The sequence below is a fragment of the Pseudomonas sp. Teo4 genome, from assembly GCF_034387475.1.
Taxonomy (GTDB): domain Bacteria; phylum Pseudomonadota; class Gammaproteobacteria; order Pseudomonadales; family Pseudomonadaceae; genus Aquipseudomonas.
This window is the reverse complement of record NZ_JAXCIL010000001.1, coordinates 2,055,607-2,081,599: the sequence shown is the minus strand read 5'-3', so window position 1 is coordinate 2,081,599 and position 25,993 is coordinate 2,055,607. Positions and strand designations below refer to the sequence as shown.

28 protein-coding genes and 1 pseudogene are annotated in these 25,993 nt (G+C 62.6%); 15 read left to right on the top strand and 14 right to left on the bottom strand.

The features are described from left to right. Positions 1–135 precede the first annotated feature (135 nt). Positions 136–1,167 carry an MBL fold metallo-hydrolase gene (locus PspTeo4_RS09500; protein WP_322364830.1) on the top strand — a complete coding sequence of 344 codons (1,032 nt, stop codon included), beginning with the start codon at positions 136–138 and terminating at the stop codon, positions 1,165–1,167. Between the two features lie 39 nt (positions 1,168–1,206). Here the strand turns inward: PspTeo4_RS09500 and PspTeo4_RS09495 are convergent, their stop codons facing one another. Then, positions 1,207–2,616, bottom strand: coding sequence for an MmgE/PrpD family protein (locus PspTeo4_RS09495; protein WP_322363440.1), 1,410 nt, complete (start codon positions 2,614–2,616; stop codon positions 1,207–1,209). A 218-nt stretch (positions 2,617–2,834) separates the two neighbouring features. On the opposite strand from PspTeo4_RS09495, the gene PspTeo4_RS09490 reads away from it, so the two are divergent. From PspTeo4_RS09490 to PspTeo4_RS09460, 7 genes and pseudogenes are all read left to right on the top strand, one after another. After that, positions 2,835–4,334, top strand: a complete 1,500-nt coding sequence (locus PspTeo4_RS09490; RefSeq protein WP_322363439.1) for an aldehyde dehydrogenase family protein — start codon at positions 2,835–2,837, stop codon at positions 4,332–4,334. Positions 4,335–4,422: 88 nt separating this feature from the next. After that, a complete protein-coding gene (locus PspTeo4_RS09485) occupies positions 4,423–5,769 on the top strand; it encodes an MFS transporter (RefSeq protein WP_322363438.1) in 1,347 nt (448 codons plus the stop codon). A 241-nt stretch (positions 5,770–6,010) separates the two neighbouring features. Beyond that, on the top strand, positions 6,011–7,072 hold the full coding sequence (gene dctP / locus PspTeo4_RS09480; protein ID WP_322363437.1) for a TRAP transporter substrate-binding protein DctP: 1,062 nt from the start codon (positions 6,011–6,013) through the stop codon (positions 7,070–7,072). A 33-nt stretch (positions 7,073–7,105) separates the two neighbouring features. Further along, positions 7,106–7,615 (top strand): TRAP transporter small permease, encoded by a 510-nt coding sequence (locus PspTeo4_RS09475; RefSeq protein WP_322363436.1) that lies wholly within the window; start codon positions 7,106–7,108, stop codon positions 7,613–7,615. A gap of 2 nt (positions 7,616–7,617) precedes the next feature. Continuing rightward, the gene (locus tag PspTeo4_RS09470) at positions 7,618–8,901 is read left to right on the top strand and encodes a TRAP transporter large permease (RefSeq protein ID WP_322363435.1); all 1,284 of its coding nucleotides are present in this window, start codon (positions 7,618–7,620) and stop codon (positions 8,899–8,901) included. A gap of 233 nt (positions 8,902–9,134) precedes the next feature. Beyond that, positions 9,135–9,917: pseudogene (locus tag PspTeo4_RS09465) on the top strand (OprD family outer membrane porin); the annotation flags it as partial. Further along, complete coding sequence (locus PspTeo4_RS09460) at positions 9,898–10,338, top strand: OprD family outer membrane porin (RefSeq protein ID WP_322363433.1); 441 nt, start codon at positions 9,898–9,900, stop codon at positions 10,336–10,338. The pseudogene PspTeo4_RS09465 and the gene PspTeo4_RS09460, both read left to right, overlap by 20 nt. Here the strand turns inward: PspTeo4_RS09460 and PspTeo4_RS09455 are convergent. After that, on the bottom strand, positions 10,317–11,126 hold the full coding sequence (locus PspTeo4_RS09455; protein ID WP_322363432.1) for an SDR family NAD(P)-dependent oxidoreductase: 810 nt from the start codon (positions 11,124–11,126) through the stop codon (positions 10,317–10,319). The two genes, PspTeo4_RS09460 and PspTeo4_RS09455, sit on opposite strands and share 22 nt — an antisense overlap. A 106-nt stretch (positions 11,127–11,232) precedes the next feature. Here PspTeo4_RS09455 and PspTeo4_RS09450 point away from each other — a divergent pair, with 106 nt between their 5' ends. Further along, complete coding sequence (locus PspTeo4_RS09450) at positions 11,233–12,426, top strand: MFS transporter (protein ID WP_322363431.1); 1,194 nt, start codon at positions 11,233–11,235, stop codon at positions 12,424–12,426. Positions 12,427–12,436: 10 nt separating this feature from the next. Here the strand turns inward: PspTeo4_RS09450 and PspTeo4_RS09445 are convergent, their stop codons facing one another. Then, positions 12,437–13,363 (bottom strand): LysR family transcriptional regulator, encoded by a 927-nt coding sequence (locus PspTeo4_RS09445; protein WP_322363430.1) that lies wholly within the window; start codon positions 13,361–13,363, stop codon positions 12,437–12,439. Positions 13,364–13,481: 118 nt separating this feature from the next. Here PspTeo4_RS09445 and PspTeo4_RS09440 point away from each other — a divergent pair, with 118 nt between their 5' ends. Next, on the top strand, positions 13,482–14,396 hold the full coding sequence (locus tag PspTeo4_RS09440; RefSeq protein WP_322363428.1) for an alpha/beta hydrolase: 915 nt from the start codon (positions 13,482–13,484) through the stop codon (positions 14,394–14,396). Positions 14,397–14,599: 203 nt separating this feature from the next. On the opposite strand, the gene PspTeo4_RS09435 is transcribed toward PspTeo4_RS09440, so the two are convergent. Next, positions 14,600–14,836 (bottom strand): Arm DNA-binding domain-containing protein, encoded by a 237-nt coding sequence (locus PspTeo4_RS09435; RefSeq protein ID WP_322363427.1) that lies wholly within the window; start codon positions 14,834–14,836, stop codon positions 14,600–14,602. A 120-nt stretch (positions 14,837–14,956) separates the two neighbouring features. After that, positions 14,957–15,205: a helix-hairpin-helix domain-containing protein gene (locus tag PspTeo4_RS09430; RefSeq protein WP_322363426.1), complete on the bottom strand. Its 249-nt coding sequence runs from the start codon at positions 15,203–15,205 to the stop codon at positions 14,957–14,959. Positions 15,206–15,644: 439 nt separating this feature from the next. On the opposite strand from PspTeo4_RS09430, the gene PspTeo4_RS09425 reads away from it, so the two are divergent. Beyond that, positions 15,645–15,854: a DUF2790 domain-containing protein gene (locus PspTeo4_RS09425; RefSeq protein ID WP_322364828.1), complete on the top strand. Its 210-nt coding sequence runs from the start codon at positions 15,645–15,647 to the stop codon at positions 15,852–15,854. A gap of 565 nt (positions 15,855–16,419) precedes the next feature. Here PspTeo4_RS09425 and osmE read toward each other — a convergent pair. Then, the gene (osmE, locus tag PspTeo4_RS09420) at positions 16,420–16,782 is read right to left on the bottom strand and encodes an osmotically-inducible lipoprotein OsmE (protein WP_322363425.1); all 363 of its coding nucleotides are present in this window, start codon (positions 16,780–16,782) and stop codon (positions 16,420–16,422) included. Between the two features lie 350 nt (positions 16,783–17,132). Between osmE and PspTeo4_RS09415 the strand changes: the two genes are divergently transcribed. Then, positions 17,133–17,462 (top strand): hypothetical protein, encoded by a 330-nt coding sequence (locus PspTeo4_RS09415; RefSeq protein WP_322363424.1) that lies wholly within the window; start codon positions 17,133–17,135, stop codon positions 17,460–17,462. On the opposite strand, the gene PspTeo4_RS09410 is transcribed toward PspTeo4_RS09415, so the two are convergent. Together PspTeo4_RS09410 and PspTeo4_RS09405 are read right to left on the bottom strand one after the other, a co-directional pair. Next, positions 17,463–18,125, bottom strand: coding sequence for an SOS response-associated peptidase (locus PspTeo4_RS09410; protein WP_322363422.1), 663 nt, complete (start codon positions 18,123–18,125; stop codon positions 17,463–17,465). Between the two features lie 46 nt (positions 18,126–18,171). Beyond that, positions 18,172–18,387: a hypothetical protein gene (locus tag PspTeo4_RS09405; RefSeq protein WP_322363420.1), complete on the bottom strand. Its 216-nt coding sequence runs from the start codon at positions 18,385–18,387 to the stop codon at positions 18,172–18,174. A 193-nt stretch (positions 18,388–18,580) separates the two neighbouring features. Here PspTeo4_RS09405 and PspTeo4_RS09400 point away from each other — a divergent pair, with 193 nt between their 5' ends. Further along, entirely contained in the window at positions 18,581–19,081 is a 501-nt protein-coding gene (locus tag PspTeo4_RS09400; RefSeq protein WP_322363418.1) for a methylated-DNA--[protein]-cysteine S-methyltransferase, read from the top strand. 4 nt (positions 19,082–19,085) lie between these two features. Here the strand turns inward: PspTeo4_RS09400 and PspTeo4_RS09395 are convergent, their stop codons facing one another. The 3 genes from PspTeo4_RS09395 to PspTeo4_RS09385 all read right to left on the bottom strand — a co-directional run bounded on the left by PspTeo4_RS09395 (position 19,086) and on the right by PspTeo4_RS09385 (position 20,660). After that, the gene (locus PspTeo4_RS09395) at positions 19,086–19,328 is read right to left on the bottom strand and encodes a hypothetical protein (RefSeq protein WP_322363417.1); all 243 of its coding nucleotides are present in this window, start codon (positions 19,326–19,328) and stop codon (positions 19,086–19,088) included. After that, a complete protein-coding gene (locus tag PspTeo4_RS09390) occupies positions 19,325–20,068 on the bottom strand; it encodes a carbon-nitrogen hydrolase family protein (RefSeq protein ID WP_322363415.1) in 744 nt (247 codons plus the stop codon). The genes PspTeo4_RS09395 and PspTeo4_RS09390 overlap by 4 nt, the downstream gene beginning before the upstream one ends. 76 nt (positions 20,069–20,144) lie before the next feature. After that, positions 20,145–20,660 carry a DUF3016 domain-containing protein gene (locus tag PspTeo4_RS09385; protein WP_322363414.1) on the bottom strand — a complete coding sequence of 172 codons (516 nt, stop codon included), beginning with the start codon at positions 20,658–20,660 and terminating at the stop codon, positions 20,145–20,147. A gap of 75 nt (positions 20,661–20,735) precedes the next feature. Between PspTeo4_RS09385 and PspTeo4_RS09380 the strand changes: the two genes are divergently transcribed. Beyond that, positions 20,736–21,452: a metallophosphoesterase gene (locus tag PspTeo4_RS09380; RefSeq protein WP_322363412.1), complete on the top strand. Its 717-nt coding sequence runs from the start codon at positions 20,736–20,738 to the stop codon at positions 21,450–21,452. Here PspTeo4_RS09380 and PspTeo4_RS09375 read toward each other — a convergent pair. Together PspTeo4_RS09375 and PspTeo4_RS09370 are read right to left on the bottom strand one after the other, a co-directional pair. Beyond that, positions 21,409–22,023: a LysE family translocator gene (locus PspTeo4_RS09375; RefSeq protein ID WP_322363410.1), complete on the bottom strand. Its 615-nt coding sequence runs from the start codon at positions 22,021–22,023 to the stop codon at positions 21,409–21,411. The genes PspTeo4_RS09380 and PspTeo4_RS09375 overlap by 44 nt on opposite strands. Before the next feature lie 66 nt (positions 22,024–22,089). Next, the gene (locus PspTeo4_RS09370; RefSeq protein ID WP_322363409.1) at positions 22,090–22,905 is read right to left on the bottom strand and encodes an AraC family transcriptional regulator; all 816 of its coding nucleotides are present in this window, start codon (positions 22,903–22,905) and stop codon (positions 22,090–22,092) included. Between the two features lie 138 nt (positions 22,906–23,043). Here PspTeo4_RS09370 and PspTeo4_RS09365 point away from each other — a divergent pair, with 138 nt between their 5' ends. Further along, positions 23,044–23,667: a LysE family translocator gene (locus PspTeo4_RS09365; RefSeq protein WP_322363408.1), complete on the top strand. Its 624-nt coding sequence runs from the start codon at positions 23,044–23,046 to the stop codon at positions 23,665–23,667. Here PspTeo4_RS09365 and PspTeo4_RS09360 read toward each other — a convergent pair. After that, positions 23,664–25,982, bottom strand: coding sequence for an autotransporter outer membrane beta-barrel domain-containing protein (locus PspTeo4_RS09360; protein WP_322363406.1), 2,319 nt, complete (start codon positions 25,980–25,982; stop codon positions 23,664–23,666). The two genes, PspTeo4_RS09365 and PspTeo4_RS09360, sit on opposite strands and share 4 nt — an antisense overlap. Positions 25,983–25,993 lie beyond the last annotated feature (11 nt).

Below are 25,993 nucleotides of genomic sequence, written 5' to 3'. Positions count from 1 at the left end.
GATTGGGCAAGGGTACGCATGAACCGGTACTTATACTGTGGGCTCCGGGTTTGCTCCCGCCCACGGAAAAACACGCCTTTGAAACGTTATCCATCGCTCAGCGCTCCGATTGCCGACCACGGACATTCGCCCCAGATGCGCCAGGGACGCTTTCATAATCTGACGCCGCGCCCAGCGGACATGCCAGAGCCAGATGCCAAGGTGATCTGGAACGCCTTGTTCAACAAGCCGAAGTTCACCGTCCCACGGGCGCCAGTGCCGGTTCTGCGCCTGACCCGCGCGCAACTCGATGCCGCACCCGACGCCAGCCTGTTCCGCCTGGGCCATTCCACGGTGCTGTTCAAGCTCGAAGGTGGTTGGTGGCTGACCGATCCAGTGTTCTCCAAACGGGCATCGCCCGTGCCCTTTGCCGGCCCGAAGCGTTTCCATGCACCCCCTGTGGAGCTGGACGAACTGCCGCCGATCCGTGGGGTGATTCTTTCCCATGACCACTATGACCACCTGGACAAGGCGACCATCAAGGCGCTGGCGCCCAAGGTCGAGCTGTTCCTCACGCCGTTGGGGGTGGGCGACCGCCTGCAGGCCTGGGGTGTCCCCGCCGCCAAGGTGCGTCAACTCGATTGGTGGCAGGGTATCGAGGCGGGCGGTCTGCGTCTGACCGCTACGCCGGCCCAGCACTTTTCCGGGCGCGGCCTGCGTGACGGCAACCGGACACTGTGGTGCTCCTGGGTGATTGAGGCGTCGGCTTTGCGGATCTTTTTCAGCGGCGATACTGGTTATTTCAACGGTTTTGCCGAAATTGGCCGACGCTTCGGTCCCTTCGACCTGACCCTGATGGAAACCGGTGCCTACGACGAGCATTGGCCTTACGTGCACATGCACCCGAGCCAAACGGTGCAGGCGCATCGCGACCTGGGTGGGCGCTGGTTGCTGCCGATTCATAACGGCACGTTCGACCTGGCGCTGCATGCCTGGTATGCGCCATTCGAGCAAGTGATCGAGTGGGCCGGGCAGCACGGCATAGAGGTGGCGACGCCGCGGATGGGTGAGCGGGTCGACTTGCATGCTCCGCGTACCGGCGAGCGTTGGTGGCGAGCGGTGGTCGATCAGGAGCAGAGCGGCGTGGGGCGCCGCTGTGGGCTGTACGAGGCCAGCGAGCCGCGCTGACAACTTGCGAGGCTGGCCTCGTCTGGCATTAGAGCCTGATCACGCTGCCGGGGGCAGCAAGGGGTCGATCAGCACCGGCACCACGTCATCGAATTGCTCCAGGGCCAGAACATTGCGGATCATGCCTTCCACCACCGCCTCGCCCAGGGGCAGCACGGAGTAGGGCGCGCAGAGCCTGAACTTGTCGATGAAGTCCTGTTCGGTGAAGGGGTTGCGAGGGTGTCCCTTCACATAGGTGTAGGCGCCTTCCAGCACTCGGCCATCGTGTAGCGTCGTGGTCAGGCGCGCGCCCCAATCAGAGACATCCGGCTGTTCGATGGCTGAAATACGTGTCATCAACTCGCGCACCTCTGGGCGTTCCCTGGCCTCGATCGAATAGGTTTCAAGGAACACCTTGTCGTCGAAGGCTGCGCTGGCGACGGCGTATGGCAAGCTGAACTGGCATTCGGGCACCGTGCGCGGATGCCACTTCTTCTCCACCGGCTCGCATACCGCGCGCCAACCTGGCGTGGACACCGCGATCTGTATGTGTGCGATGTCGCTGGCGCCGAAACCGTGGGTATGCATCTGATCGCGGATGCCATCGATGGACGAATGGGAGAAGTAGCAGGCGCTGTAGCCCTTGGTGATGATCTGCTCCAGCATCCAGCGCTCGCCCAGCCCATCGGTCAGCCATTGTGGCTCGGTTTCCCAGCGGGCGGTGGCGAGGAAGCCTTTGGGCCCGCACAGTACCTCCTGGCGTGGGCCGGTGATGCCGCGTTGCGCCAGTTGGCACGCGGTGATCGCAGCCTGGCAGACCAGGCCGTGGTGCACCCGTACCATCAGCGTGGCCGGTGCATAGATCCCCATGGTGTGCGGCTGGGTCATGGTCCTGGCGATACCCTGGGCATTTTCCAGTTGCTCCTGGGTCAGGCCGATCAGGCGGCCCACGGCGGCAACGGCGCCAAAAATGTAGTGGCCGCCGCAGTCCTGCGCGGTGATTGCCCGGTTGATCACCTTGTAGGCGCTACCGATGCGCACGAGGATTTCCTGGCCGATGGCCATGGCCACCAGGAATTCGCGCCCGCTCACCGGCCCGGTGAGGCCCGTGGCGGCCAGCAGGCTGGTGACGATGTACTCGCTGATGTGGCCGGCCTCTTCGTGCAGGTCGCCACAGTCCATGGCGCGAGGCATCGGCCCGAGTGCCAGGGCTGCTTCGGCCGCCGGTACTCGGCCCCCATAAAAGGGCAGCGCGGTTTGCGGCGCGCCACCTTTTTCCTTGACCAGGTCGACGATTGCCGGAATCCCGTCCATGCCCGAGCCGCCGATGGTCACCGCCATGGCGTCCAGCAAGGTATGACGGGTATGGCGAAGCACGGCTGCTGGCAGGTCGTCGTAGGTGGTCTCCAGGGCCATTCGGCACAAGGTGGCCATGGGGTCTTCTGCGTGCAGGGGGAGGAACTTCTTCATGGTTGTCCTTCTTGTTGTTTGCCGCTGTTGATTGGGCATTGAAGGCCTCCAGGCCTGTTGCGGCAATCGACCGAGCGAGTTTGTTCCGGCCAATGGAAAGCACCCGCGATCGCCACCGTTCCACTGCGCGGAACAGTGGCGGTGTCTGCATTGACCACGGTCGAGGGGGCAGCCGAGCATGGGCCGCAGTCGAAAACAACAATGTTAAGGAAGCCGACATGCGTGTCAGCCTGACTGCCCAACGCGATGCCCTCGGCGTAACCCCTGGCAAGCTGTTCATTGATGGCCAGTGGCGTACCTGGGACGCGCAGCGTTTCGAACAGATCCACCCTGCCAGCAACGAGGTCATGACCCATTTCGCCGATGCCGGTCACGGCGGTGTCGACATGGCGGTGAGGGCGGCGCGCAAGGCCTTCGACGAAGGCCCGTGGCCGCGCATGGCCGCCCAGGACCGTCGCCGCCTGTTGCGCCCGATCATGGACCGCATCCTCGCCGCGCAGGAGGAGTTGGCGGCGCTGCAGAGCCTGGATAACGGCATGCCCTTGAGCTTCAGCCGCCAGTCGCGGGTTTCCCCCCGAGCGGCGGCGGATATCTTCGACCACTTCCTCGGCTGGATCGACAAGATCAACGGCGAAACCTACCCGCAGTTTTCCGGCGCCTCGAACCTGCACTACCTGTCGTTCCGCGAGCCGGTGGGCGTGGTCGCGGCCATCCTGCCGTGGAACGGGCCGATCATGTCGTTCGCCATGAAAGTCGCCCCGGCGCTGGCCTGCGGTTGCACGGTGGTGGTCAAGCCATCGGAATACGCCGGCATCGCGGTTCACCGCCTGGCTGAAATCATTGCCGAAAGTGACCTGCCACCGGGCGTGTTCAACCTGGTGACCGGTGGCGCAGAGGCGGGCGCGGCCTTGTCGAGCCACCCCGGGGTCGACAAGGTGACCTTCACCGGCAGTCCCGAAGTGGGCGAAAGGATTCTTCAGTCCAGCGGCGCCAACATGAAGCGTCTGTCACTGGAACTGGGCGGCAAGAGTGCCGCGCTGGTGTTCCCCGATTGCCGCGATGTCGCCGGAGCGGCCAGCAGCCTGATGGGGCTGTGTTCGACGTTCCTTTCCGGGCAAGTGTGCACCACGCCCTCACGCGCCGTGGTGCACCGCTCGATCCTCGACGAGTTCATCCATCACGCCGGTGAGCAGTTGACGCGCGTGCGTTTCGGCGACCCCTTCGACCCCGCCACCACCTCGGCACCGATCATCTCCAAGCGCCAGGTGACACGTATCCTCGACCTGGTGCGCAGCGGCCAGCAGGAAGGCGCCGAGCTGTTGGCCGGCGGGGATCTCGCTGGTGGTGACCTTGAGAACGGCAACTGGATCAACCCGGCACTGTTCGTAAACGTTCGCAATGACATGCGTATCGCGCAGGAAGAGATTTTCGGCCCGGTGCTGTGCGTCATCCCGTTCGACACCGAGGAAGAAGCCGTGCGCATCGCCAATGACAGCGCCTTCGGCCTGGCAGGTGCGTTGTACACCAGCGATATCTCCCGGGCCTTCCGCGTCGCCCGGTCGGTGCGTACCGGGTCGCTGGGGGTCAATGGTTTTGCCAGCGTACCCAACGCGCCATTCGGCGGGGTCAAGCGCTCCGGGGTGGGGCGCGAGGGCGGCTGGGCCGCCATCGAGGCCTTCACCGAACTCAAGACCGTCAACTTCAACCTCGACCTGTAATCGCCGGCGTCCCCAGCCGGCAGGCACCTCCACACGCAACAACGGCCGCACTGGCCACTACACAACAAGAACAAGAGGAGTGGATGTCATGCAACGTATCGAGCTACATGGCTTGACCGAAGAGGCGCGCCTGACCGGGCTGCACTGGACGGTGCTGGCCTGGTGTTTCGGCCTGTTGATCATCGATGGTTATGACCTGGCGATCGTCGGTGCGGCGCTGCCGGCGATCATGCAGGGCATGGGCGCCGAGGCGACCAGTGCCGGCTTCATGGCCAGTTCAGGGCTGGTGGGCATGGTGCTGGGCGCGATCCTGTTCGGCACCTTGGCCGACCGTATCGGGCGGCGTCGTGCGGTTGCCCTGTGTGTGCTGCTGTTCAGTGCGTTCACGGCGGCGGCGGGGTTCGCCCATGAACCGTTGAGCTTCAGTGCGCTGCGTTTTTTGGCCGGTATCGGCATGGGCGGCGCGGTGCCGAACGTCGTGTCATTGATGTCGGAGTACGCGCCGCGCAAGGTGCGCAACGTGCTGATGACCCTGATGTGCTGCGGCTATGCGCTGGGCAGCATGCTGGCCGCACTGTTGGGCAAGCAGTTGCTGGTCGTCCATGGCTGGCAGTCGGTGTTTTTCGTGGCGGCTATACCGCTGCTGTTGATCCCGTTCATCCTCCGGTACATGCCTGAGTCTCTGGCGTTCGTCCTGCGCAAGCAGGGTAGCCAGGCGCTACTGGCCTCGGCCCGACGCTTGCGGCCGGAGCTGCAGTTGCCGGCCGACAGCGAGTTCGTGCTGCCAGAGGTGGACCAGCAATCCGGAGACACTGTGGGGCGCCTGTTCAGCGAGGGGCGTGGCTTCAGCACGGTGATGTTCTGGGTTGCCGGCATTGCCGGGTTGTTCGTGCTCTATGCGCTGAGTTCCTGGCTGGTGAAGCTGATGAACCTGGCTGGCCACGACCTGGGGTCGGCATTGAATTACCTGATCGCGTTCAACACCGGTGGCCTGCTGGGCGCAGTGGTCGGTGGCTGGGTGGGGGACCGCCTGGGCCTGAAGTGGGTGAGCTTCGTCCTGTTCATCGTCGGCGCCGTGGCGCTGATGATGCTGGCTCAGGGCGTGCAACCCTTGTCGCTGGTGGTGATGCTGGTAGGCGCCTCGACCATGGGCACGCAGCTGTTGGTGTACATCTACACCGCGCATTTCTACCCCGCGTCGATCCGCTCCACCGGCCTGGGTTTTGCCACCGGGCTGGGGCGCATCGGTGCTGTATCGGCCCCCATCGTCATCGGTTTGCTGGTGGCCTTGCAATTGCCCTTGATGGGCAACTTCCTGGTCATTGCCTGTGTATCGCTGGTAGGGGCGCTGGCCATCGCGCTGGTCGATGAGCGCGCCTCGGCTTACCGCCGCCTCAACACGCAGGCGGCGCATGAGGCGCAGCGGGTGAAGTAGGCCTGCCGCGCAACACTTCGTACCGCGCTCCATTACAACCGCCCGGCCATACCGTCTTCGGCCGCGGCGGTTTTTTTCCATCGAAAAACAGCCTGCAAGGTTCCTTGCGTCACTGTACGGAACGATGCGGACTGCTTGATTGACGCTGTTCTGGGGATGCCCGCATCCTCGTTTCACGCGGTCAGGCTAAACCTGCCGCGAGCGTAGCTCGGCCTAATAAGAACAAGTAAGGACAAGAGTCATGCTAGTGAACAATCGCACCCGTAAACCCGGGCGGCTACGCCGTCTGCTGCAGGCAAGCCTGCTTGTGACTGCCGTTGCCGGTACGGCGTTGCCGGCTTTCGCGCAAACGCCGCTGACCCTCAAGTTCGCCCATCGGTTTTCCAGCAAGCACTACTTGTGGACCGATGCTGGCGCCGTCTTCACCGAGCAGGTGAAGCAAGCCTCGAACGGGCGAATCGCGTTCGAACTCTACCCCGCAGGCCAACTGGGCAAGGACTACTTCAGCCTGTTGCGCTCTGGCCTGGCCGATATCGCCATTTTCATCCCGTCCTATGAGTCCGAGAAGCTGCCGATGTCGTCGGTAGCCGAACTGCCGGGCATGTACGCCAATGCCTGTGAAGGCACCCGGCGTTACTGGAAACTGGCCCGACCAGCAGGCGTGCTGGGTGAGGGCGAGTTCGCGCGCCAGGGGTTGCACGTGCTGTTCGTTGCCGCCATGCCGCCCTACACGTTGATGACCACCCGCAAGCCGATCACCCGCCTGGACGAGGTCCAGGGCCTGAAGCTGCGCAGCACGGGCGCATCGATGATCAAGACTGCCCAGGCCCTGGGTGGAGTGCCGGTACAGATCCCGTCGTCGGAGACTTACGAAGCGTTGTCCCGGGGCACTGTCGATGGCGCGATCTTCCTGCATTACGGCCTGCCTCCCTACAACCTCGAAGACCTTACCCGCTACGCCGTGGACGGCGTCAACCTTGGCGGCGGGGTGATCGCCTTCGCCATCAGCCAGCAGGCCTGGGCGAAGTTGCCGACGGACATCCAGGCAGTCATGACCCAGGCCGCACAAGCGACCCAGGAAACCTTCTGCCAGGGCCTGGACGAGGACGACCGGAAAATTCGCGAGGACATGGTGAAACACCGCGGTCATCAGGTCGCCCAACTCACACCCGCAGAAATCAGTCGCTGGAACGACAAGTTGAAGCAGGTCATCGATGCCTGGCTGGCGGACATGCAGGCGGTCGGGCAGGACGGCAAAGGCGTGCTCAAGACCTTCCAAGGCACGAATGGGCAGGAGATCTGAACCATGGCAACCACTGGACCACGGGGCATTTTGATGAATACCACATTCAAGCGGTTGGAAAAATCGGGCGCGGCGATTGCGGGGTTATGCCTGGTCGCGATCATGTTCCTGGTGGGCAGCGACGCCGTCGCCCGCTATGCCCTCGGCGCGCCGATCCCTTGGGTGACCGAGTCGGTCAGCTACTACCTGATGGTGGCGGTGTCCTACCTTGCCGCTGCCGATACCTTCCGCCATGGCGACCACATTCGTCTGGAGCTGTTCACCGAGCGCATGGGACCGCGCTTGCGCGCCTGGGTCGACGTGCTGCTGTCGTTGTTCGCCGCGATGGTGTTTGCCGTGCTTGCCTACAGCGCCGGCAACAGCCTGTTGGAGGCGTTGCACGAGCATGAGTACATCCATGGCTCGCAGGCCTGGCCTGTCTGGCTGTCGTATCTGCCCATCGTACTCGGCGCGGCCTTGCTGGCCGTGCGCCTGGTGCATCACTGCGTGATGGTGCTGAGCCAGGGCAAGGACCCGGCGCTCGAGCTGCAGGAGGAGTTCTGATCATGCTTGCCGCAATCTTCTTTGTCGCCTTGCTGGTTCTTATCGGCTTGGGTGCGCCTATCGCGTTTTCCATGGCGATTGTCGGTGCTGCCGGCTTGCTGCTGGTGGGCGGGGCCGACGCGAAGGCGCTGATGCTCGGGTCGGTGGCCCGTGAGTCGGCGATCGTCTACGAATTCATCACCATTCCGATGTTCCTGCTGATGGCCGAGTTCGTCCTCAAGTCCGGGGTTACCGATGATCTGTTCCGTACCGGCGCTGCCTGGTTCGGTCGCTTCCCGGGCGGCCTAGGCATTGCAACGGCGTTCTCGGGGGCCGGGTTTGGCGCGATCTGTGGCTCGTCGACGGCATCGGCGGCAACGCTGTCGTCCACCTCGCTGATGGCCATGCTCAAGCACGGTTACGAGCCTCGCATGGCCGGTGGCTGCGTGGCCGTTTCCGGCACCCTGGCCATGCTGATTCCGCCGAGCATCATCATGATGGTGTATGGCCTGATCGCCAACGTGAACATCGCTCGCCTGCTGATGGCCGGGGTGGTGCCCGGCTTGCTGGTGACGTTGACCATCGTGGTCACGGTCTACACCCTGGTCAAGCTGGACCCGAGCCGTGCGCCACTGTCGGACCCGGTGCCACTGGGCCAGAAGCTGGCCTTGCTCAAGTCCGTGTTGCCAGTGCTGATGTTGTTCGGCGCGATCACCGGGGTGGTGTATTCAGGTATCGCCACACCCACCGAGACCGCTGCATTGGCGGCGTTCTTCGCGGGCGTGCTGTACCTGTGCCGGGGCAAGCCGTCATGGGAAGCCTTCACCGAGTTGCTGGCGCGGGCGACGCGCACCTCGTGCATGATCGCGTTCATCATTGTCGGGGCCAAGGTGTTTTCGTTGTTCTTCGCCCTCACTCACGTGACCCAGGACCTGATCGGTTGGGTCGGGGGTTTGCCGGTGGCGCCCTGGGTAATCATCCTGGCGTTGGTGTTCATGTACCTGATACTGGGCTTTTTCCTCGACCAGATGGCGATCCTGGTATTGACCGTGCCGGTGGTGGCGCCTCTGGTTTCAGCGCTGGGTTATGACCTGGTGTGGTTCGGCATCATCATGATCATCGTCGCCGAGATCGGGCTGGTGACTCCACCAGTAGGGCTGAACTGCTTCGTGGTCTCGAAGTACTCGAAGATGCCGGTCACGCAGGTGTTCAGGGGCTGCTTCCCCTATGTCCTGTCGATGGGCGTGACCATTGCGCTGCTGCTGGTGTTCCCGCAGCTGGTGCTCTGGCTGCCCGCCAACATGTAGTCGAAAGCGGGCAGCGCCCGCGCGACGCGCAACTTCCTCACCACTACAACCACGCCCGGCTGGCACCTTTCGGTGCCCGGCCTGGGACGTCGCTATCCAAAAAACAAGAACAAGAGGGCGATCCTGTGAGTGTGCTGAAAGGCTCTTTGTATGTGTTGATCCCGTTGATCGGGCCGGTTTTCTCAAGCGCTGCAACAGCGGACTTCCTGAAGGATTCGAAGCTGAACCTGGGCATGCGCAATTTCTACATCAACAGTGATTTTCGCGAGGGGCATACCGGCCCCTCGAAAGCCGAGGAGTGGGCCCAGGGCTTTCGCCTGCAGTACCAGTCCGGCTATACCGATGGTGCCCTTGGGGTCGGCGTGGATGCCCTGGGCCTGCTCGGGCTCAAGCTGGACAGCGGCAAAGGGCGACACCAGGGAAGCACGGTGCTCAATTCCAACGGCGACCGCGCCGCCGACGAGTGGAGCCACCTGGGGCTGACGTTGAAGCTCAAGGCCTCGGCGACCGAGCTGAAGCTGGGCACCTTGATGCCAACCCTGCCCATTCTGGTCTATAGCGACACGCGGCCACTGCCGCAGACCTACCAGGGCGGGATCCTGACCTCCAAGGAAATCGACGGCTTGACCTTCACCGTTGGCAAGCTGACCCAGGCCGTGGGCCGTGCCTCCAGTGATCGGACAGGGATTGCGGTAACCGGTGGGCAGCGTGAAAGCAATGACTTTCGTTTTGCCGGCGTCGACTACAAACCGCAGGACAACCTGTTGCTGCAGTACTACCAATCCTCCCTGGAAGACTACTACCGGCAACAGTTCGCCGGTGCCGTACATACCTGGAAACTGGCTGAAGGGCAGAGCCTGAAGACCGATCTGAGGTACTTCCGTACCCGTGGCGAAGGTGCCAACGCCTCTGGAAAACCTGGGTATCGAGTCGCCGGATACACCCCTGATGGCCGTGGCGAGATCGACAACGACACCTGGAGCCTGACCTTCAACTATGCCTTCTCGGGGCATAGCGTGCTGCTGGGTTACCAGCGTGTGTCCGATGACAGCAACTTCGTCCAGCCCAACCAGGGGACCTTGGGTGGGGGCGTGGGGGCAGGGGGCAAGCTCGTACCTGACCACCGAGCGCATCCTCTCGAACTTCGGTCGCGCCGGCCAGGACACGGTAATTGCCCAGTACAGCTACGACTTCGTCGCAATGGGTGTGCCGGGTTTGAGCCTGATCTTCAACCATCAGAACTCGGAAGGCATCAAGACCGCACGCGATGGCGACCGGCGCGAGCGTGAAACCGACCTGATCCTCAATTACGCGATCCAGAGTGGCCCGGCGCGCGGGCTGGGTATCAGCCTGATGCAAGGCAAATTACGCAGCGAGGTGGCGCCGGACCAGGACCAGATACGCGTGGTGCTCAACTACAACCTGGCGCTGTTCTGATGCGCCTTGCGCTGCCGATAAACCTCGGCCATGTAACCGCCCGCCGCGGTGAAGCCGCCGTCTACCGGCAGCACAACCCCGTTGATGAAGGCCGCCCCCGGCGAGGCCAGGAAGCTCACGGCGTGGGCGACTTCTTCAGGCTTGCCGATCCGGCGCGCAGGGATGCGCTCGCCGGCTTCGGCGACCTGCTCGGCGGACCACGCCACCCGCAGCAGCTCGGTGTCGGTCGGCCCTGGGGCCACGGCGTTGGTAGTGATGCCGTGCTCGCCCAGCTCCAGGGCCATGGCGCGCATCAGGCCCAGCTGTCCGGCTTTCATGGCGCCGTAGGCCGACAGCTCGACCGGCCCGGCCAAGCCGGTGACGGAAGACACGAAGATGACCCGGCCGTAGCCTGCCATCTGCATCTTGCGCGCACACGCCTGGGCCAGCACATACACCGAGCCGAAGTTCAGCGCCATCTGCGACTGCAACTCCGCTTCGCTCATGTCCAGGAAGGGTTTGGACTTGCCGGCACCGGCGTTGCTGACCAGTACGTCGATACGGCCATGCTCGGCGCAGATCTGCTCGATGCTGGCCTGCACGGCCACATGATCGGTGACGTCGAGACTCAGGCTGGTGGCCTGGTGGCCAAGTGCACTGAGCCGGTGTGCGACTGCGTTGGCTGCGTCAGCGTCGCGGTCGGACACGATCACCAGGGCGCCATCTTCGGCCAAGCGCTGCGCGACCGCGCGGCCGATGCCCCGTGCCGCGCCAGTGACCAGCGCGACTTGTCCTGCCAGTGGTTTCATCAGAGGAGTCTCCCTGCCGTGATTTTGTGTGCGCCGATATTAGAAGCGGCCGTGGCGAGGCCGGGTGAGGTTTCAACCCGGTGTTCCGGAAATCGGAACCTGGGCAGTGAAGTATCTGAGTTGGGATGAGGAATGGATGATGCGTCTACCCACTGCAACAACCTCCACACTGGGTTTCGTCGGAACCTGCACGGTCGCAGGCCTGAACCTGGCCTCGATGTTCGCCGCACGGCTGGTGGTCCCTTTGCTGGCGCTGTCGATGGGGGCCAGTGCGCTGTTCGTGGGGGCGACGGCGGCCATGTTCACGGCGGTGCCGATGCTTTTCAGCCTTGGATTCGGTCGCTGGCTCGACCGCGTCGGCACTTTGTGGCCGATGGCCTTTGCCGCCAGCCTGGCAGTCGTCGCCGCCCTGGTGTTCATGCTGATTCCGCGTGCGTTCGCATTGCTGGTGGTAGCCGGCCTGGTCGGAGCGGGCGGCGTGTTTGCGCACATGGCCGCCACTCAGGCAATCGGAGCCGTCGAGGATGTGACTCAGCGAGCCCGAGACCTGGGGTACCTGGTTCTGGGGTATTCGCTTTTCCAGTTCTCCGGGCCATTGATAGTGGGGGCAACCTACCAGTATTGGGGCAGCACAGCGGCCATGCTGACGTTGGGCGTCTTTTCGTTGATCTCGCTGGCGGTACTGGCACTGGGCGGGCACCTGTTCCAGCACAAGCGCCGCCAAGGCACTGCGAGCAAAGCTTCGCGACCGGCCCGGATGCTGTTGGCACAGGCCGACCTGCGAGGCTGGATCCTGATCAGCAGTGTGTTCGTGGCAGCCCAGTCGATCTATCCGTTCGTGTTGTCGCTGCATATCAGCCAGGTGGGCCTTGGGGCGCTCGAAGCCGGGTGGATCCTGGGGGCTTTCGCGGTTGGCACTTTTGTATCCAGGCTGTGCACGCCCTTGCTGACCCGGCGCTTCGAGATCAAGTCCACGCTCAAAGGCGCAGTGGTGGCAGGCGCGTTGGTCTATGGGGTGATGCCCTGGGTGCGCGACCCTCTCCTGTTGGCCGCGTTGAGCTGGTTGCTGGCACTGCCTCTGGGGGTCGGCGTACCGGTTGCCTTGGCCATGATCTACGACGCCGCGCCGAGCGGGCAGGTGAACGAGAGCGTGGGTTTGTCCATGTCGCTCAACAACCTGGTGCAGACGATCTTGCCATTGCTGTTTGGGGTATTCGCCTCACACTATGGCGTGACACCGATGGTGCTGGTTTTCGCACTGGCGATGCTGCTGTGTGGCCTGCTCGGTGGCCGACGTTGACCGCGCAGTGTCAGGCAGACTCCAGAAGGGCGCGTTTCTCCAGCAGAAAATCAATCAGTGCCCGCACTTTGCCGGGCATTTGTGCGCGTGTCGGCACATAGAGATAGAACCCTGCGAACGGCTGGCACCAAGGCTGGAGCACGCGGACGAGCTCACCGCTTTGCAACTGCTCGCGCACGCACAAGTCCAGGTGCTTGATCAGGCCGATGCCCTGCAGCGCCGCCTTGAGCATGCTTTCATCGTCGTTGAACACCGCGCTACCTCGCGGTTCCAGTGCCTGGGTGTGGCCGTCGGCGTCCGGCGAAGTGAAGGTCCAGCGGTCGAGTATGCCGCTGGACGTGAAGCGATAGGCCAGGCAGTTGTGATGCACGAGGTCGGCGGGTGTCTGCGGGATACCGTGACGCTCGAAGTAGGCGGGCGAGCCGACGACGGCCATTTCGACACGGGGGCTGATGGGGACGGCGACCATGTTCTCGTCCAGGCTTTCCCCCAGGCGGATTCCAACATCCGAGCCTTCGGCGATAATGTTGGCAAAGCCGTCGTTGAGCATCAGTTCCAGGCGCAAACCCGGCCAGCGCGCCATGAGTTCGCCCAGGTAGGGTTCCAACAAGGTTCTTGCAGCGATGCGTGAGGTGTTCACGCGGATCAGACCGCTGGGTTCGGACTGTGCTTCACCCAGTTCCGCGACCGCCACGTCGATGCTGCGTAACGCGGGAACGATGGCATCGAACAGGCGTTGCCCTTCTTCAGTAAGCGACATGTCCCGTGTCGTACGGTGCAGCAGCCTGACGTTCAACTGCTGCTCCAGCGCCTTGAGGTGCTGGGACAGCGCCGCGCGCGACATGTCCATCTCCAGCGCAGCCTTGGTGAAGCTGCGGTGACGTGCAATGTGAACGAACCAGGCCAGTGCCGGAAGCAGGGAGGGTGGAGTTGTCATATTGTTAAGTATTCCTGACGACTCATGTAAGTTTTAGGTGATTTTTACACGCTAATGGCTTGGCTACCATACAGGCATCGAGTGACCTGGTGTCCTTTTCCTCAGCAGGAGTAGCCTCATGCGTAACGTCAGCATCAACAACCTCAATGGCCAAGGCATCACCCTGGCAGCGATCATCCACGAGCCTGTCGGTTTCGACGAAGGCAAGCAGTACCCTGCGGTTGTCATTGCCCACCCAGGTGGTGGCGTGAAGGAGCAGACCGCAGGCCTTTACGCACGCAAGCTGGCTGAGCAAGGCTTGCTGACGATTGCCTTCGATGCCTCGTACCAAGGCGAAAGCACTGGCCTGCCGCGCCAGTTGGAGAACCCCTACGTTCGAACCGAAGACATCAGCGCCGTGATCGACTACCTGACGACGTTGGCCTATGTCGACCCGCAGCGTATCGGCGCCATGGGCATCTGTGCCGGTGGCGGCTACAGCGCCAACGCGGCGATCAACGACCGTCGCATCAAGGCCCTGGCGACGGTCAGTGCGGTGAACATCGGCCAGATGTTCCGCAACGGCTGGGAAAATACCGTCGCCGATGCCGATGCAGTGGGTTACATCGAGTTCGGTTCGAACGCTCGCACCGCCGATGCCAGCAAAACCGAACTGGCTACGCTGCCGTTGGCGCCGATGCGTGAGGAGGATGCCCCCAACGCCGAACTGCGCGAGGCCTGGGAGTATTACCACACGCCTCGTTGCGAACACCCCAATGCCCCCGGTTTCATGACCGCTCGCAGCCTGACCCAGATCATCACTTACGACGCCTACAACAAGGCCGAAGCCTTCCTGACCCAACCCATTCTCGCCGTGGCCGGCAGCGTGGCGGGCAGCAAGTGGATGAGCGATGACCTGTTGGCCCGCGCCGCGAGCCAGGACAAGCAGTTGCATGTCGTCGAAGGCGCCAACCACATGTCGCTGTATGACGTGCCGAAATACGTGGACGAGGCGGTGTCGGTGCTGGCGCCATTCTTCAAGGGCAAGCTGTAAGGTTTGGGCTGGAGAACGCGGTTGATGCTTGTCGAGCTGTCGGTCTACTCGCAAGCGTCAGCCGCGGTGGCCATTTGCTTGATGGGCTGCAGAGCAGCCCAAACACTTGCCACCTCAAGAGAGAAGCGAGAGGGTTGGAGCAGATAGGCTTTCGCCTTACCTTCTCGGCGCCCCAAAGCAAAGATGCGCTGTTTTGTGTCGCCTCAGTCCGTACGCAACAAGGGAAACAGCTGCGATGGGTTTCGTGTGTCGGCATTCATGTTGTCACACGCAGCCGCTGCGTCCGATCTGTTGATGAACCCGCGCTTGAGCCTTTCTTTCTCTTGGTTGTCGTATATGTCAAAACCAACCGAAACGGCGGCGGCGTAGAACCGGTTGCCGATGCGGAAGGATTCACCTTCGACGGGCACCGCCGGAACGATCACGAATCTTGGTTGCATGTTGAGTGCCTCCCCAGGCAGAAACCTAAGTATCAGTCCGGTTGGTGGAAGCATCAATATGACTCATCGAGACGATTCAATGACGGCGCGTGTCATGCCTCGCCGCCATGAACCATCGGGCTACTGCTCTGCGTCTACAGTGTGTTTCGCAAGATCAACGGCGGCTGTGATGGCTGCCCTGGCTTGAGGGCTGTTCTTCCAGCATGTCGACCCTGTTGCGGCGCTGGCTCGGGAGAGAATGTCAGCAACGTTCGACTTGCCGAGCTCGGACAGAGACTCGATCCCCATCTGCTCAAACCTGGCAATCACGGTAGGGCCTACCCCCTTGAGTTCCAGTAGTGCAGCGCGTTCGTTTGGTGTAAATGGCATGTGCGAAATCCTTTTCTGGTCAACGGGCCTTGCGAAGCTTGCCCTATGATGAAGGTCACTGCTACAAGCCGCTGACTTGATGTTTCGTACACCGGCAAGAACCGAGCAAATGGGGTTTGTCAGGTCAAGGAGTAGGCCAGGATTATCGGCTCAGCAATACGCCCCGACGCGGGCCTTGTGTACACACGATTCCCGATTGTTGCAAATTCACTAAAAATGCTTTCCTGTCTTTGGTGTTTATCAAAAACACCACCGCCTTAAACTAGGCACAGCTTCAGACGAAGCCACTAAGCACCAACTTCCCTGGGTCCATGCAAACCTCCCTCTGGTGCTTTCTAAAGCCTTCGGCCTTTTTTTCCGACTGAAGACGTTAATCGTTTGCATCGTTGGGATATGGAAAATGAAACTGTTCAAAGCATTGATTGCTGCTTCTTGTGTAATGGTGAGTGCTCAAATGGCTTTTGCGGATGAACCTGCGGTAGAGCAATACACCTATGGCTCGCACCCGGATATCGCCAAAGTTGTTCACCAGGACCAAGTACCCAATGTGTGTGGCGTGGTGCCTATCCAGATGGTCTACCTCGACCACCAGGGGCAAAAACACATCATGGAATACAGCGTCATGGGTAACGGTTGCCACGACAATTGATGGATTCGTAAAAAGTGAACCCGGCCAATTAGGCCGGGTTTTTTGTTTGTGTGTAGCCCTCTTGGCATTTAGCCCTGCACCCCGGCTTTGCTGCCAGGGTTGGAACGCGTTTTGCTGCTACCCAGTAACACTGACAAAGCGGGGTATGCAGCCATGTTCCAGAATGACCTCTACTTCTTGAGCTTCATCGTAACTGCCGTGCTGACCGTGGATGTCGTGGCGATATTCGTGTTTCTGCAAGCCAACGCCTGATCCCCAGTCTCCCCAGTCGTGGGTAAGGCCACTCCCCGAACTCGGGCCACCTGCAGGGTGACCACCGGGTTTGGGGCTGGGGCAGGGAGTTCTGGGTCCAGCCCGCTGGGCGGCAGATAGAAGTGCAACTGACGGCGGCGCAATTGGATGATCTTGTGGATGCGTCTCATGGCGGCTCACCTCGATTGACGTCTGCTGCGTCGGGCCAGAAAGCATGACCACCAGTAAGCGCCTGTTTTATCCAAACGCAGTACTTGGCCGACCAGTGGAGTAGGTGATGGCGCCAGCAATGAACCTGTGCAGCGCCATGACGCTAATAACCAGCACCACCCATACCGCCCATGTTGTTCAGCGGCTCGCGGGATTTCTGCTGGGCATGGCTCCACTGCGCACAGGTCATGAAACTCTTTTTATCGACTTTGCCCGCTTCATCGAAGCTGACGCTGTAGGCCTGCTGTTGTCCTGACTTGACCAGCGTGTAGTCGAAACACGTGCCCGGCACCACCGTACGCTCGCTTACTGATTGCGGTTGCCCGCCGATCTGTACGACTTGCGTCTTGTTCATGCCTTCGGCAACTTTCGAGACCAATGGTTGGTCCTGATACAGGGACGAGTTGCTGGAGCAACCCACTGCCGCGGCAAGCACCATTGCCAGCGCAAGAGTCAATGTTTTCATAGTCGCACTCCCGAGGGTGAGTCGATGAAAACTTCGCAGCCATCAAAAATTAAAGTTGAGTTCTGCAAGGGGTGCAAACATCGTGCGTCTGCAAACAGCCGGGGCAGGGGAAAGCCCGCCGAGGCGGGCTTTCCGATGGGTGCTGATCCGTCAGCGAGGCCCATTGTAGACAGTTGCAGGTGAGGGCCAATTGGTAAAACGTCGCAGACCGTCTCAGCCTTCAGTGGCACGCACAGCCCACTCATACTTGCGCCGATATCCAGAATGAGGGTCTCTGCCGACTTTGGTGGGTTGGAGTTCTCTGCGACGGCTCAGTAAAATGCCAGCACTTCATTTCGGTCGCCTCGTTCATGCATACCTTCCGCTTGCTATTTCCCTTTGCGCTGGCCGCCACCTTGGCTGCCTGCGCATCGCCATCAGCCCCCACCGGCAGCAAAACCACCAAGAAATCACCTGAGGACTACGCCGCCTGCGTACTGCCGAAGTGGCAAGCCATCGCCCCGCTGACGGTGCAGAAATCGATCAACAACGGTTATCGACTGACCGTGCCCAGCGCCTTGGCGTCCGATGAGGTGCTGGAAGTCGTCAAACATCATGACGGTAGCCTGGCCACCTTCTACAAGGGTGGTTTCTTTGCAGGTGACAAGCTGCGCCAGGCGGCGCGGGACTGCCTGGACTGATCAGGCTGGCTGGATCAACGCCGGCCCCTGGTTACGCACATTACCCACGGCAGTACTTACCCGGTACCACTCGAAGGCGTCGGCCGGTTCGCCCAGGTTCAGCGCCATCTGCTCAGCCTGAGCCGGCGCCGTCGTGGAGGCCAGCCAGGCCCTGGCAAGCTCAGGTGACAGTACGATCGGGCGCCGGTCATGCACATCGACCATGCCGCCCTGGGCATCGGCGGTGATGATCACGAAGCCGTCATTGGCCTGGCCGGCGAATTGGCCGATCGAGGCACAGAGGGCAGGGCGGCCGTCGCGGCGCCTGATCAGGTAGGGCTGCTTCTTGGGCCCGCCCTCATCGACCCATTCGTACCAGTTGTCGACCGGGGTAATCGCCCGGTGGGGCCAGATCGCCCGAAAAAACGCACCATGTGCGACTTTCTCGACCCGAGCGTTGATCGGCGGTGCGCGGTCTTCGGCCCAGTGCGGCCGCCACCCCCATTTCACCCGGTCTGCTCTGAGGCCCGCTTCGTCCACCCTCAGCACCACCACCGGGGTCGAGGGGGCGACGTTGTATCGAGGTTCGCCAGGCCCGTCGATGTTGTTGCGCCAGGCCCCCGGCATGGCCAGCGTGTCGACGAAGTCGTGAATGCCTCGGTATTGAGAAAGGCGCCCGCACATCAACCAACCCTCCTGCACGACGTGTCAGCGTAGCGGCGCCGGTCTCTTACGACATAGGCGCCGCGTCACCCGACGCGTTCATGCGCAGGCATTGCGCCTCCGCAGTCGTCCTGTTCGGGTAGCTTGGTTTGAGCCGCTCTTTGGCCTGATTGTCGTAGATGTCGAAGCCACCGCAAGTGGTCGCCGCGTAGTACCTCGCACCGATCCGGAATGACTCCTTTTCGATGGGTACCGCCGGAACGATAACGAATCTTGGTTGCATGTTTTGTGCCTCCCCAGGCAGAGACTTAAGTATTAGTCCGGCTGCGGTTAGGCATCAAGGAGGCTCATGAATAAATGACGGCTCGCTCACACTCGGTTGATGGCGGTCTGGAAATGCTCGAGCAAGAAAGCGGATGCACAGCGGTGGGGGCGGGGTTAGAGTGCGTCGAACGTCTTTTTGAGCTGAGCCTTCCATGTCCTGCGCATTCACCCTCATGGCATCCCCTGTCGGCACCCTGACCCTGGTGGCCCGCGGCCAGCAACTGGCGGCGGTGCTATGGGAGGAGGAGCGCGAAAATCGCGTTCGCCTGGGCGAGCTGCACCGGGACGATGCCCACCCGGTGTTGCTGGAAACAGCACGCCAGTTGGGCGAGTACTTTGCCGGCGCCCGGCAGCACTTCGAATTGGCGCTGGATTTTGCCGGCACCGAGTTCCAGCGTCAGGTGTGGGCGGCGCTGCTGACCATCCCTTTCGGTGAAACCCGCAGCTACAGCGAGATTGCCCGGCAGATCGGCAACCCCAGCGCGGTGCGGGCGGTCGGGGCGGCCAATGGACGCAATCCGATTTCAATCATCGCCCCCTGCCATCGGGTGATCGGCGCTTCGGGCAGCTTGACTGGCTTTGCTGGTGGTCTGCAGGCCAAGCAATATCTGCTGGCACTGGAAGGGCGCCAGAGCCTGGCCTTGGATTTGTAAGCGTTCAGCTTATCCAGCTGGCCAACAGGCAGAAGCCCAACGCAAGCACCGACCCTGCCAGCAGCGTGTACGCTCGATGGGCGCGGCGGGCCTGGGGGCGCACTTCGCGCAGGTACTGGGCGGGCGTCGGCGCATCCGGTCGATGGCGAAGCCCTTCGGCGATGTCGGCCAATTGGCCGTGAATCAACAAACCGACCACGTAGTAGGTGGTGCTGTAGCTTGTCAGGGCAAGCAGCAGATACTTCATGCAGGCAGGTCTGGCAGCGTCAGGGCAGTGGCGCTGGCTGTCGCGAGGTCCATCATCACCAGGCCCTCAGTCCGCTCGTCCAGTGCTGCCAGCAGGTTCCCGTGGCTGTCCCAGGCTGCAGAACCGCCGGCACCGATGAAGGTGTCGGCCGGCCCGACACAGTTGGCCATCAGCACGGGCATGTTCAAGCGCCGGGCCACTTCGGGGTAATGCTCGTAGCCTTCGCGGATACCCTTGGCGGTTTTGGCCACGCTCACCAGATACAGACCGGCCCCTTGGGCGCGGACCTTTTCAGCATGGGCCATGAACATGGATTCATAGCAGATGGCTGGCGCGATGTGCTGTTCGTCCACCTCGAACACCAGGCTTTGCATGGCGGCAGCGAAAAACGGTAGCTCGTCGTCGTGCAGACGCTGTTTGGCATAGGTCAGCCTCGGTTCGCCGGGGCGCAGGATGGGCATGCCAATGTGAATGCCGTTGGGTGTCGGCAGCGGCAGGCCGAATGCGACCGTGATGCCATGGCGGTCGCACGACGCCTGCAGCGGGTCGAGCCGCGCCGACGAGACGGGCAGGGCCAGCTGGCGGGCCAGGGTGGGTTCGTAACCGGTCAGGGACAGTTCGGGAAACACCACGAGCCTGGCGCCGAGGGCCGCGGCCTGCTCGATGCAATAGCGATGGCGCTGGAGGTTGCCCTCTAGGTCGCCCTTGCGCGACGCCAATTGTACGGCACAGAGTTTCATGGCAAGCCCGTCCCTGGTATGGATCCAAACCCCGAGCATACTACCAGCGCGCTTTCCCGTACCAGTGAACAGACAATCAGGACGCTGGTTGTGTTGCGAAACGTTGACGGAACCAGTCGTTGAGCATGGCTTTTTCCGCGTACAGGCGGTCGCTGCTGCTGGCCACCCGTCCTGGGCGGCTGAGGTACATCTTGTCGCTGACCCGTTCCTGGGCTTTCTTGTCGGGCTGGCCGGGTTGGCTCAGGGTGTAGGTCAGGTCGATGGTTGGCCAGGTGATCTCGCGCATGAAGCGCACATCGTAGGCATTGCTGTGCCAGGGTTCAAAGCGCCCGGCCAGGTCGATGTCACGGATGTCTATGACCAGCTGCTGGCCAGGTTGCAGGTAGCGCTGGCCAAGCTTCTGCAGGTACTGGGTCAAGGTCTTCATGACATAGTCATCGGCGCCGCGTTCGTAACCTGCGCTGTCGAGGCTGGCATCACGGAAGTGCTCAGGGTGATCAAAATGCACCTGAACCTGCATGGGTTGTGTGCCTTGTGCCATGCTATCTACTGAAAGCGCCATGAGCACGGCACACACAAGGGCGGTACGCATGATGCACCTCCGGGGCGGACTGCGTGTACGACCATTTTACGCCTGCCATGTGCGCGGCCGTAGAGGAATAGTGTAATGAGCCGGTTTCGGCGGATAGCCGCCAATGCCAAGGGGCGTGACCTGGCTGTGGGTGATATCCACGGGCATTTCAGCCGCCTTGAGCACCTGTTGGAAGTGGTAGGGTTCGACCCCGAGGTCGACCGCCTGTTCAGTGTCGGTGACCTGGTAGACCGAGGCCCGGAAAGCGAAGCAGTACTGGATTGGCTGGCCCGGCCCTGGTTCCATGCCGTGCAAGGTAACCACGAGTCGTTGGCGGTGAACCACCTGAACGGTGGTCGGCTGGACCCGGACATGTATCGCACCGCAGGTGGCGGTTGGTTTCTCGACTTGCCCACGGCCGAGCAACTGCGTTTTGTCGAGGCGTTTGTCCGCATGCCGATCGCCATTGAAGTGCAGACTGCCGAAGGCCTTGTCGGCTTGTTGCACGCCGACAGCCCGTTCGCCGACTGGAGCGAGTTGCGTGCTCAGCTCGAAGGTGTGCTCGAACCCAAGGTCTGCGAGTTTTGCCAGTGGTCGCGCAAACGCCTGCAGGAAGGCGACACCCACACCGTGGAAGGGCTGCGGGCGCTGCTGGTAGGGCACACGCCCTTGCGTGAGGCCACGTTGCTGGGCAATGTCTGGCACCTGGATACCGGCGGTTGGAGCCGAGGCCATTTCAGCCTGATGGACCTGCATACACTGACCTTGGTCAACCCGACACCAGGTGGCCGAGCAGCGCCATGGCTAGCGTGATCAGCAAGGCTCCACTGAGCCGTTCCAGCCACGGCAAGGCGCGGGCGAAGCGCCTGAGCACCCTGCGATTGCCGATGGCTATGGCTACCAGCAGGTCCCAGGCCAGCACGATGCTGAACATCCAGCCGGCATAGACGGTTTTCCATGCGCCGCTGCTGCTGGCGACCATGCTGGCCAGGCTTGCATAGAACAGGGCGTTCTTGGGGTTGAGGATACCGGACACAAAGCCCATGCCCATACAGCGCCACCAGCCGCTGACCGCCGTGGGTTCACCCACCGTTGCCAGCTGGGTCTGCCCAGCGTGGCGCAGAAACAGCGTGCCGATGTACAGTAGATAACCTGCCCCCGCCACTTGCAATGCGATGAACAGGGCGCCGCCATCGCGCAGAATGGCAAGGCCGGCGAAGGCGCTGACGATAAACACCCCGTTGGCCAGAGCGATACCCAGGCATGCGCCGCTGGCAACCCGCCAGCCAGCGGACACCGAACTGCGCGCCACCAGGAAGAAGTCCGGGCCAGGCGAAAGCAGGGCCAGGAAGTGAGCGAAAGCGACGATCAGAAACTGCTCCATGAGACGGGGCTACCTGGGTTGGCAAAACCCGAGTCTGGCGTCGACGCCGATGGCGCGTATTGAAGATTATTGCGGGGCCCGGTACTGCCCCGGGGTGACGCCCACATGGGCCTTGAACACTCGCTGGAAATGGCTCTGGTCAGCAAACCCCAGGCGGTATGCCACTTCGGCCAGCTCATGCCCCTGGGCCAGCCAGTGCCGGCCTCGGTTGATGCGTGCGTTCAACAGGTAGGCATGGGGCGTCAGGCCGGTGGCGGCGCGAAAGGCGCGGATCAGCTGATAACGGCCCAGGCCCGCCAGTTCGGCCATCGAACCCAGGCTCAGTTCGGCCGGGTCGTCAGCCTCGATACGCGCGATCAGCCGGCGCAGGGTAGGTGCATCCAGTGACGGTGCAGGTGCCGGATGCAGCGGCGGGTGCACGGAAAAGTCATGGTCGCCGAGGAAGGCCACCAGTGCCGCTTCCTTTTCCGCTGTGCTGGCCTTGGAGAACAGCAGCCCATTCAACTCGCAGAACTCACGGTACAGCGCGGGGTTCCGGCTGATGCGTGCAGGTGCCCCAGGCTCCGCCGCGGCAAGCCCAGACTCCAGGCGCAGTTGCGCCAGCCAGTGGGCGTCCACATGCAGCATCTGGTAGCTCCAGGCCTGGCCAGGCTCGGGGTTGCAGGCATGCACGCGCTGCGCCGGAACCAGCACCAGGGTGCCAGGTGTAAGGTGCGCTTGCCCGGCCCCGGCCCCGGTGAAATAGCTGCTACCGGCATCCACTGCGCCGATGGAGAAGGTGGGGTGGCTATGGGCCTTGTAACAGGCACGGCTATCGCAGGCGCGGCGGCTTTCGACAAAAGGCAGCGCCGCATCGCGCCACAGCGCGGGGGAAGCGGGCATGGTTGGCTCCTTGATCAAGCCGGCAGCTTAGCAGCGCCGAGGTCACTGGGGCGACCATACAGTTTTTTCCCATGGCTGTACCTTGACCCAGGCGCGGGTAAACGCCGAAATGAGCGCCTGATGTCTAGGAGAACAAGAATGGACCTGTCGAGCCTGCTGTTATTCATTCCCGCCTGCTTTGCCCTGAACATGGCACCCGGGCCGAACAACCTGCTGTCGCTACACAACGCCAGCCGCTATGGCCTGCGCACGGCCTGCGTGGCCGGCGGTGGGCGCATCGTCGCCTTCAGCGGCATGATCGCGCTGGCGGCCATGGGCCTGGCCGTGGTGCTGCATACCAGCGAGTACCTGTTCCTGGCGATCAAGGTGGTGGGCGCGGCATACCTGTTCTACATCGCCTGGCAGCTGTGGCGTGCCCCGGTGGGCGAGGCGGTGGTCGCCAGTGACCATCCGCGCGGCACCTGGCGCCTGGCCCGCCAGGAGTTCTGGGTAGCGGCAGGCAACCCCAAGGCCATCTTGATCTTCACCGCCTTCCTGCCGCAGTTCGTGTCGGTGGGCAGCGCCACCCCGGTGAGCGAACAGTTCCTTTGGCTGGGCGTGCTGTTCCTGCTGCTGGAATGGGCCGCCATCGCCATCTACGCGGGGCTGGGCGCCTACATGCAGCGTTGGTTCAACCAGCCGGGGCCGCGTCGGTTGTTCAACCGAGTCAGCGCTTCCTTGCTTGGCTGCGCCGGCCTCGGGTTGCTGGCGGCGCGCCGCTAGAACTGCCAGCGCATGCCCAGATTGACGCCGCTGGCTTCCTGCTGGCGGCTGTCGAGGTTGGTGCTGTACTGCACACCGCCATGCAGGCTCAACGCTGCATTCACCTGCGCCACCAGCCCAGCTTCGAGCTGCGCCGAGGTGTAGCGGTAGTCGGTCTTGATCTTGTCCACGCCATCGAAGGTCAAGGTGTCGCGGCCCCCGTCGCCGTGCCACAGGTTGAGCTGTGCATAGGGCTGCAGCAGGCGTGCGCTGGAGCCTGCGAACGAGCCTTCAAGGCGTGCGCCAAGCCGCCCGGTCAACTCCACCTGCGCATCATGGCTTATGTGCGAGACGCTATCGTTTGCGCTGTCCAACGAGACTTTCTGGGCGATCAACTGTGCCTGCGGTTCAAGCGTCCAGTGCTCGGAAATGGTGAACGGGTAACCGGACTCCAGTGAGGCGGTCCAGGCGTTGCCGTCGATGTTCAGTTTGTCGCCGCGATTCGAGCGTGCGCGGCCGTCGAGGTCGGTGTACTGCAGCACGGCGTCGACGTACCAGTGCTGTGGCCCCACCAGGGTCCAGTAGGCGCCCAGGCTGTCGCCATCAAGCTTCAGGTCACCGACACTGCGGTCCTCCAGGGCCAGGGCGAAGCCCTTGACGTCAGCCTCCAGCCGGCTATGGCTGACGTACACACCGACATGCTGGCGGTAGCTGTTGTCGTTGAGCACAGCGTACAGGTCCTGGCCGACCTTGAAGCCATACAGGTCGCCATCCAGGCTCGGGCTGACGGTCCCGCTCCAGTGCTGGCGCAGTGTGCCGCCGTAGGCCTGGCCCCAGCTGGCGGACAATCCGCCCTGATTGCTGAGCAGTTGTTGGTCGCCTTGACGCTGGTGGAAGGTACCCAAGGCTTGCCGGGCGATGATCGCAGCGCCCCTTGGGGCTGCGGCGTAGACAGGAACTTCCGGGCGGTACAACGGAATGCTCAAGCCGGCCACGGGCGCTGGCAGGTCGGGTTGCCCTGGTGCGGGCGCGGCAACTGGCGGCGTCACTGCCGGGGGCACCTCAGGGTCGGGCTGTTCAGGGTCGGGCACGCTAGTGGGTGCGGGCGCTGCCACCAGCGTCGAACGCAGATACCAGCTGTTTTCGCTGCCCGCCGTTACCCCACCTTTGAACAAGCGGTAGTCATAGGCGCCCACCGAGAGCGTCTGGGTTTGGGTAAAGGCTGTAGCGGTACTGGTCGCACCGTCCCGGGCCTCGACCACCTGAATGCCGTTGGCCTGGGTTGCTGCGCCCGTCCCGCCTAGGTTGGTGATGTTCAGGTTGGTGGTGCCGCTGATGCTGCCCTGGCTGACCACCAGGCGGTCAGATGCGGCGTCGTCGCCGGCCAGCACGCTGTTCAGGCGAAGCACGCCATTGTTGCCCTGGTAATTGCCTTGTACGGTCAGGCGGCCCTGGGCGTCGTTGCCGCCGCTCAGGTCGAGGGTGCCGGCGTTGTTCAGCGTTGCTCGTTGCTCAGGGGTAAAGGGGGCCAGCGTGCCTTGGCGCGAGGCGAGGGTGCTGCTGGCGTCGATGTTCAGGGTTCCGGTGCCGCTGGAGGCATCACCCAGTACCAACGTGTCGTCCAGGGCCAGGTTGCTGGCGTTGTTCAGGTCGACCTGTTCCCAGTTCAAGTACTGCGCGCCGCCGTTCACCTGGCTGGCGTCGAAGGTCAGGTTGTCGTTGCCGGCGCCACCGTCTAGTTGGATGGTCAATCGGTCACTGGGCAACCCTGCGAGCAGCGCCCGGTCATCGCCAATGCCGAGGTCCACGCGGCCGGCGATACGTCCTCCAGACCAGGTGAAGACGTCGTTGCCTGTGCTGGCCAACACGTTGCCCCGCAATTCGCCGCCGCTGACGGTGATGTTGTCCACGCCACCGCTGGTGCTGATGTTGCCGCCGATGGTACCGCCGCGAAGGATGATGGTGTCATTGCCAAAGCCGCTGACCAGGTTCCCGTCAATGCGGGTTTCGACCGCCGTGTCCTGGGACATCTCGAAGTAGTTGTCGGCAAGCTTGAGGTCCACCCGGCCGATGCGGCCACCGGAGAAAATGGCTCGGTCGCCATCCTCGAATGCGCCAACGATGCGCCCGTCGCTCATTTCGAAGGTGTCGTAGCCTTGCCCTTGGTTCAGGGACTGCAGGGACCCTCCGGTCATTTTGAAATCGTCGACTGCCTGGCTCTGTGCGACCGCCCCAAGGCTATCGCCGGGGACTACCGTCAGGGACTGGGCATGGACGAACAGCGGCAGGGTGAGCAGGGGAAAGGCAGCAGGTGCAAGCAGGCGTGGATAACGCATCGGCAGGTCTC

What these genes read in the sequence shown, in the direction of transcription:
- PspTeo4_RS09500 (WP_322364830.1), top strand. Translation starts at nt 136, where the DNA reads ATGCGCCAGGGACGCTTTCATAATCTGACGCCGCGCCCAGCGGACATG.
- PspTeo4_RS09495 (WP_322363440.1), bottom strand. Translation starts at nt 2,616, where the DNA reads ATGAAGAAGTTCCTCCCCCTGCACGCAGAAGACCCCATGGCCACCTTG.
- PspTeo4_RS09490 (WP_322363439.1), top strand. Translation starts at nt 2,835, where the DNA reads ATGCGTGTCAGCCTGACTGCCCAACGCGATGCCCTCGGCGTAACCCCT.
- PspTeo4_RS09485 (WP_322363438.1), top strand. Translation starts at nt 4,423, where the DNA reads ATGCAACGTATCGAGCTACATGGCTTGACCGAAGAGGCGCGCCTGACC.
- dctP (WP_322363437.1), top strand. Translation starts at nt 6,011, where the DNA reads ATGCTAGTGAACAATCGCACCCGTAAACCCGGGCGGCTACGCCGTCTG.
- PspTeo4_RS09475 (WP_322363436.1), top strand. Translation starts at nt 7,106, where the DNA reads ATGAATACCACATTCAAGCGGTTGGAAAAATCGGGCGCGGCGATTGCG.
- PspTeo4_RS09470 (WP_322363435.1), top strand. Translation starts at nt 7,618, where the DNA reads ATGCTTGCCGCAATCTTCTTTGTCGCCTTGCTGGTTCTTATCGGCTTG.
- PspTeo4_RS09460 (WP_322363433.1), top strand. Translation starts at nt 9,898, where the DNA reads ATGCCTTCTCGGGGCATAGCGTGCTGCTGGGTTACCAGCGTGTGTCCG.
- PspTeo4_RS09455 (WP_322363432.1), bottom strand. Translation starts at nt 11,126, where the DNA reads ATGAAACCACTGGCAGGACAAGTCGCGCTGGTCACTGGCGCGGCACGG.
- PspTeo4_RS09445 (WP_322363430.1), bottom strand. Translation starts at nt 13,363, where the DNA reads ATGACAACTCCACCCTCCCTGCTTCCGGCACTGGCCTGGTTCGTTCAC.
- PspTeo4_RS09440 (WP_322363428.1), top strand. Translation starts at nt 13,482, where the DNA reads ATGCGTAACGTCAGCATCAACAACCTCAATGGCCAAGGCATCACCCTG.
- PspTeo4_RS09435 (WP_322363427.1), bottom strand. Translation starts at nt 14,836, where the DNA reads ATGCAACCAAGATTCGTGATCGTTCCGGCGGTGCCCGTCGAAGGTGAA.
- PspTeo4_RS09430 (WP_322363426.1), bottom strand. Translation starts at nt 15,205, where the DNA reads ATGCCATTTACACCAAACGAACGCGCTGCACTACTGGAACTCAAGGGG.
- PspTeo4_RS09425 (WP_322364828.1), top strand. Translation starts at nt 15,645, where the DNA reads ATGGTGAGTGCTCAAATGGCTTTTGCGGATGAACCTGCGGTAGAGCAA.
- osmE (WP_322363425.1), bottom strand. Translation starts at nt 16,782, where the DNA reads ATGAAAACATTGACTCTTGCGCTGGCAATGGTGCTTGCCGCGGCAGTG.
- PspTeo4_RS09415 (WP_322363424.1), top strand. Translation starts at nt 17,133, where the DNA reads ATGCATACCTTCCGCTTGCTATTTCCCTTTGCGCTGGCCGCCACCTTG.
- PspTeo4_RS09410 (WP_322363422.1), bottom strand. Translation starts at nt 18,125, where the DNA reads ATGTGCGGGCGCCTTTCTCAATACCGAGGCATTCACGACTTCGTCGAC.
- PspTeo4_RS09405 (WP_322363420.1), bottom strand. Translation starts at nt 18,387, where the DNA reads ATGCAACCAAGATTCGTTATCGTTCCGGCGGTACCCATCGAAAAGGAG.
- PspTeo4_RS09400 (WP_322363418.1), top strand. Translation starts at nt 18,581, where the DNA reads ATGTCCTGCGCATTCACCCTCATGGCATCCCCTGTCGGCACCCTGACC.
- PspTeo4_RS09395 (WP_322363417.1), bottom strand. Translation starts at nt 19,328, where the DNA reads ATGAAGTATCTGCTGCTTGCCCTGACAAGCTACAGCACCACCTACTAC.
- PspTeo4_RS09390 (WP_322363415.1), bottom strand. Translation starts at nt 20,068, where the DNA reads ATGAAACTCTGTGCCGTACAATTGGCGTCGCGCAAGGGCGACCTAGAG.
- PspTeo4_RS09385 (WP_322363414.1), bottom strand. Translation starts at nt 20,660, where the DNA reads ATGCGTACCGCCCTTGTGTGTGCCGTGCTCATGGCGCTTTCAGTAGAT.
- PspTeo4_RS09380 (WP_322363412.1), top strand. Translation starts at nt 20,736, where the DNA reads ATGAGCCGGTTTCGGCGGATAGCCGCCAATGCCAAGGGGCGTGACCTG.
- PspTeo4_RS09375 (WP_322363410.1), bottom strand. Translation starts at nt 22,023, where the DNA reads ATGGAGCAGTTTCTGATCGTCGCTTTCGCTCACTTCCTGGCCCTGCTT.
- PspTeo4_RS09370 (WP_322363409.1), bottom strand. Translation starts at nt 22,905, where the DNA reads ATGCCCGCTTCCCCCGCGCTGTGGCGCGATGCGGCGCTGCCTTTTGTC.
- PspTeo4_RS09365 (WP_322363408.1), top strand. Translation starts at nt 23,044, where the DNA reads ATGGACCTGTCGAGCCTGCTGTTATTCATTCCCGCCTGCTTTGCCCTG.
- PspTeo4_RS09360 (WP_322363406.1), bottom strand. Translation starts at nt 25,982, where the DNA reads ATGCGTTATCCACGCCTGCTTGCACCTGCTGCCTTTCCCCTGCTCACC.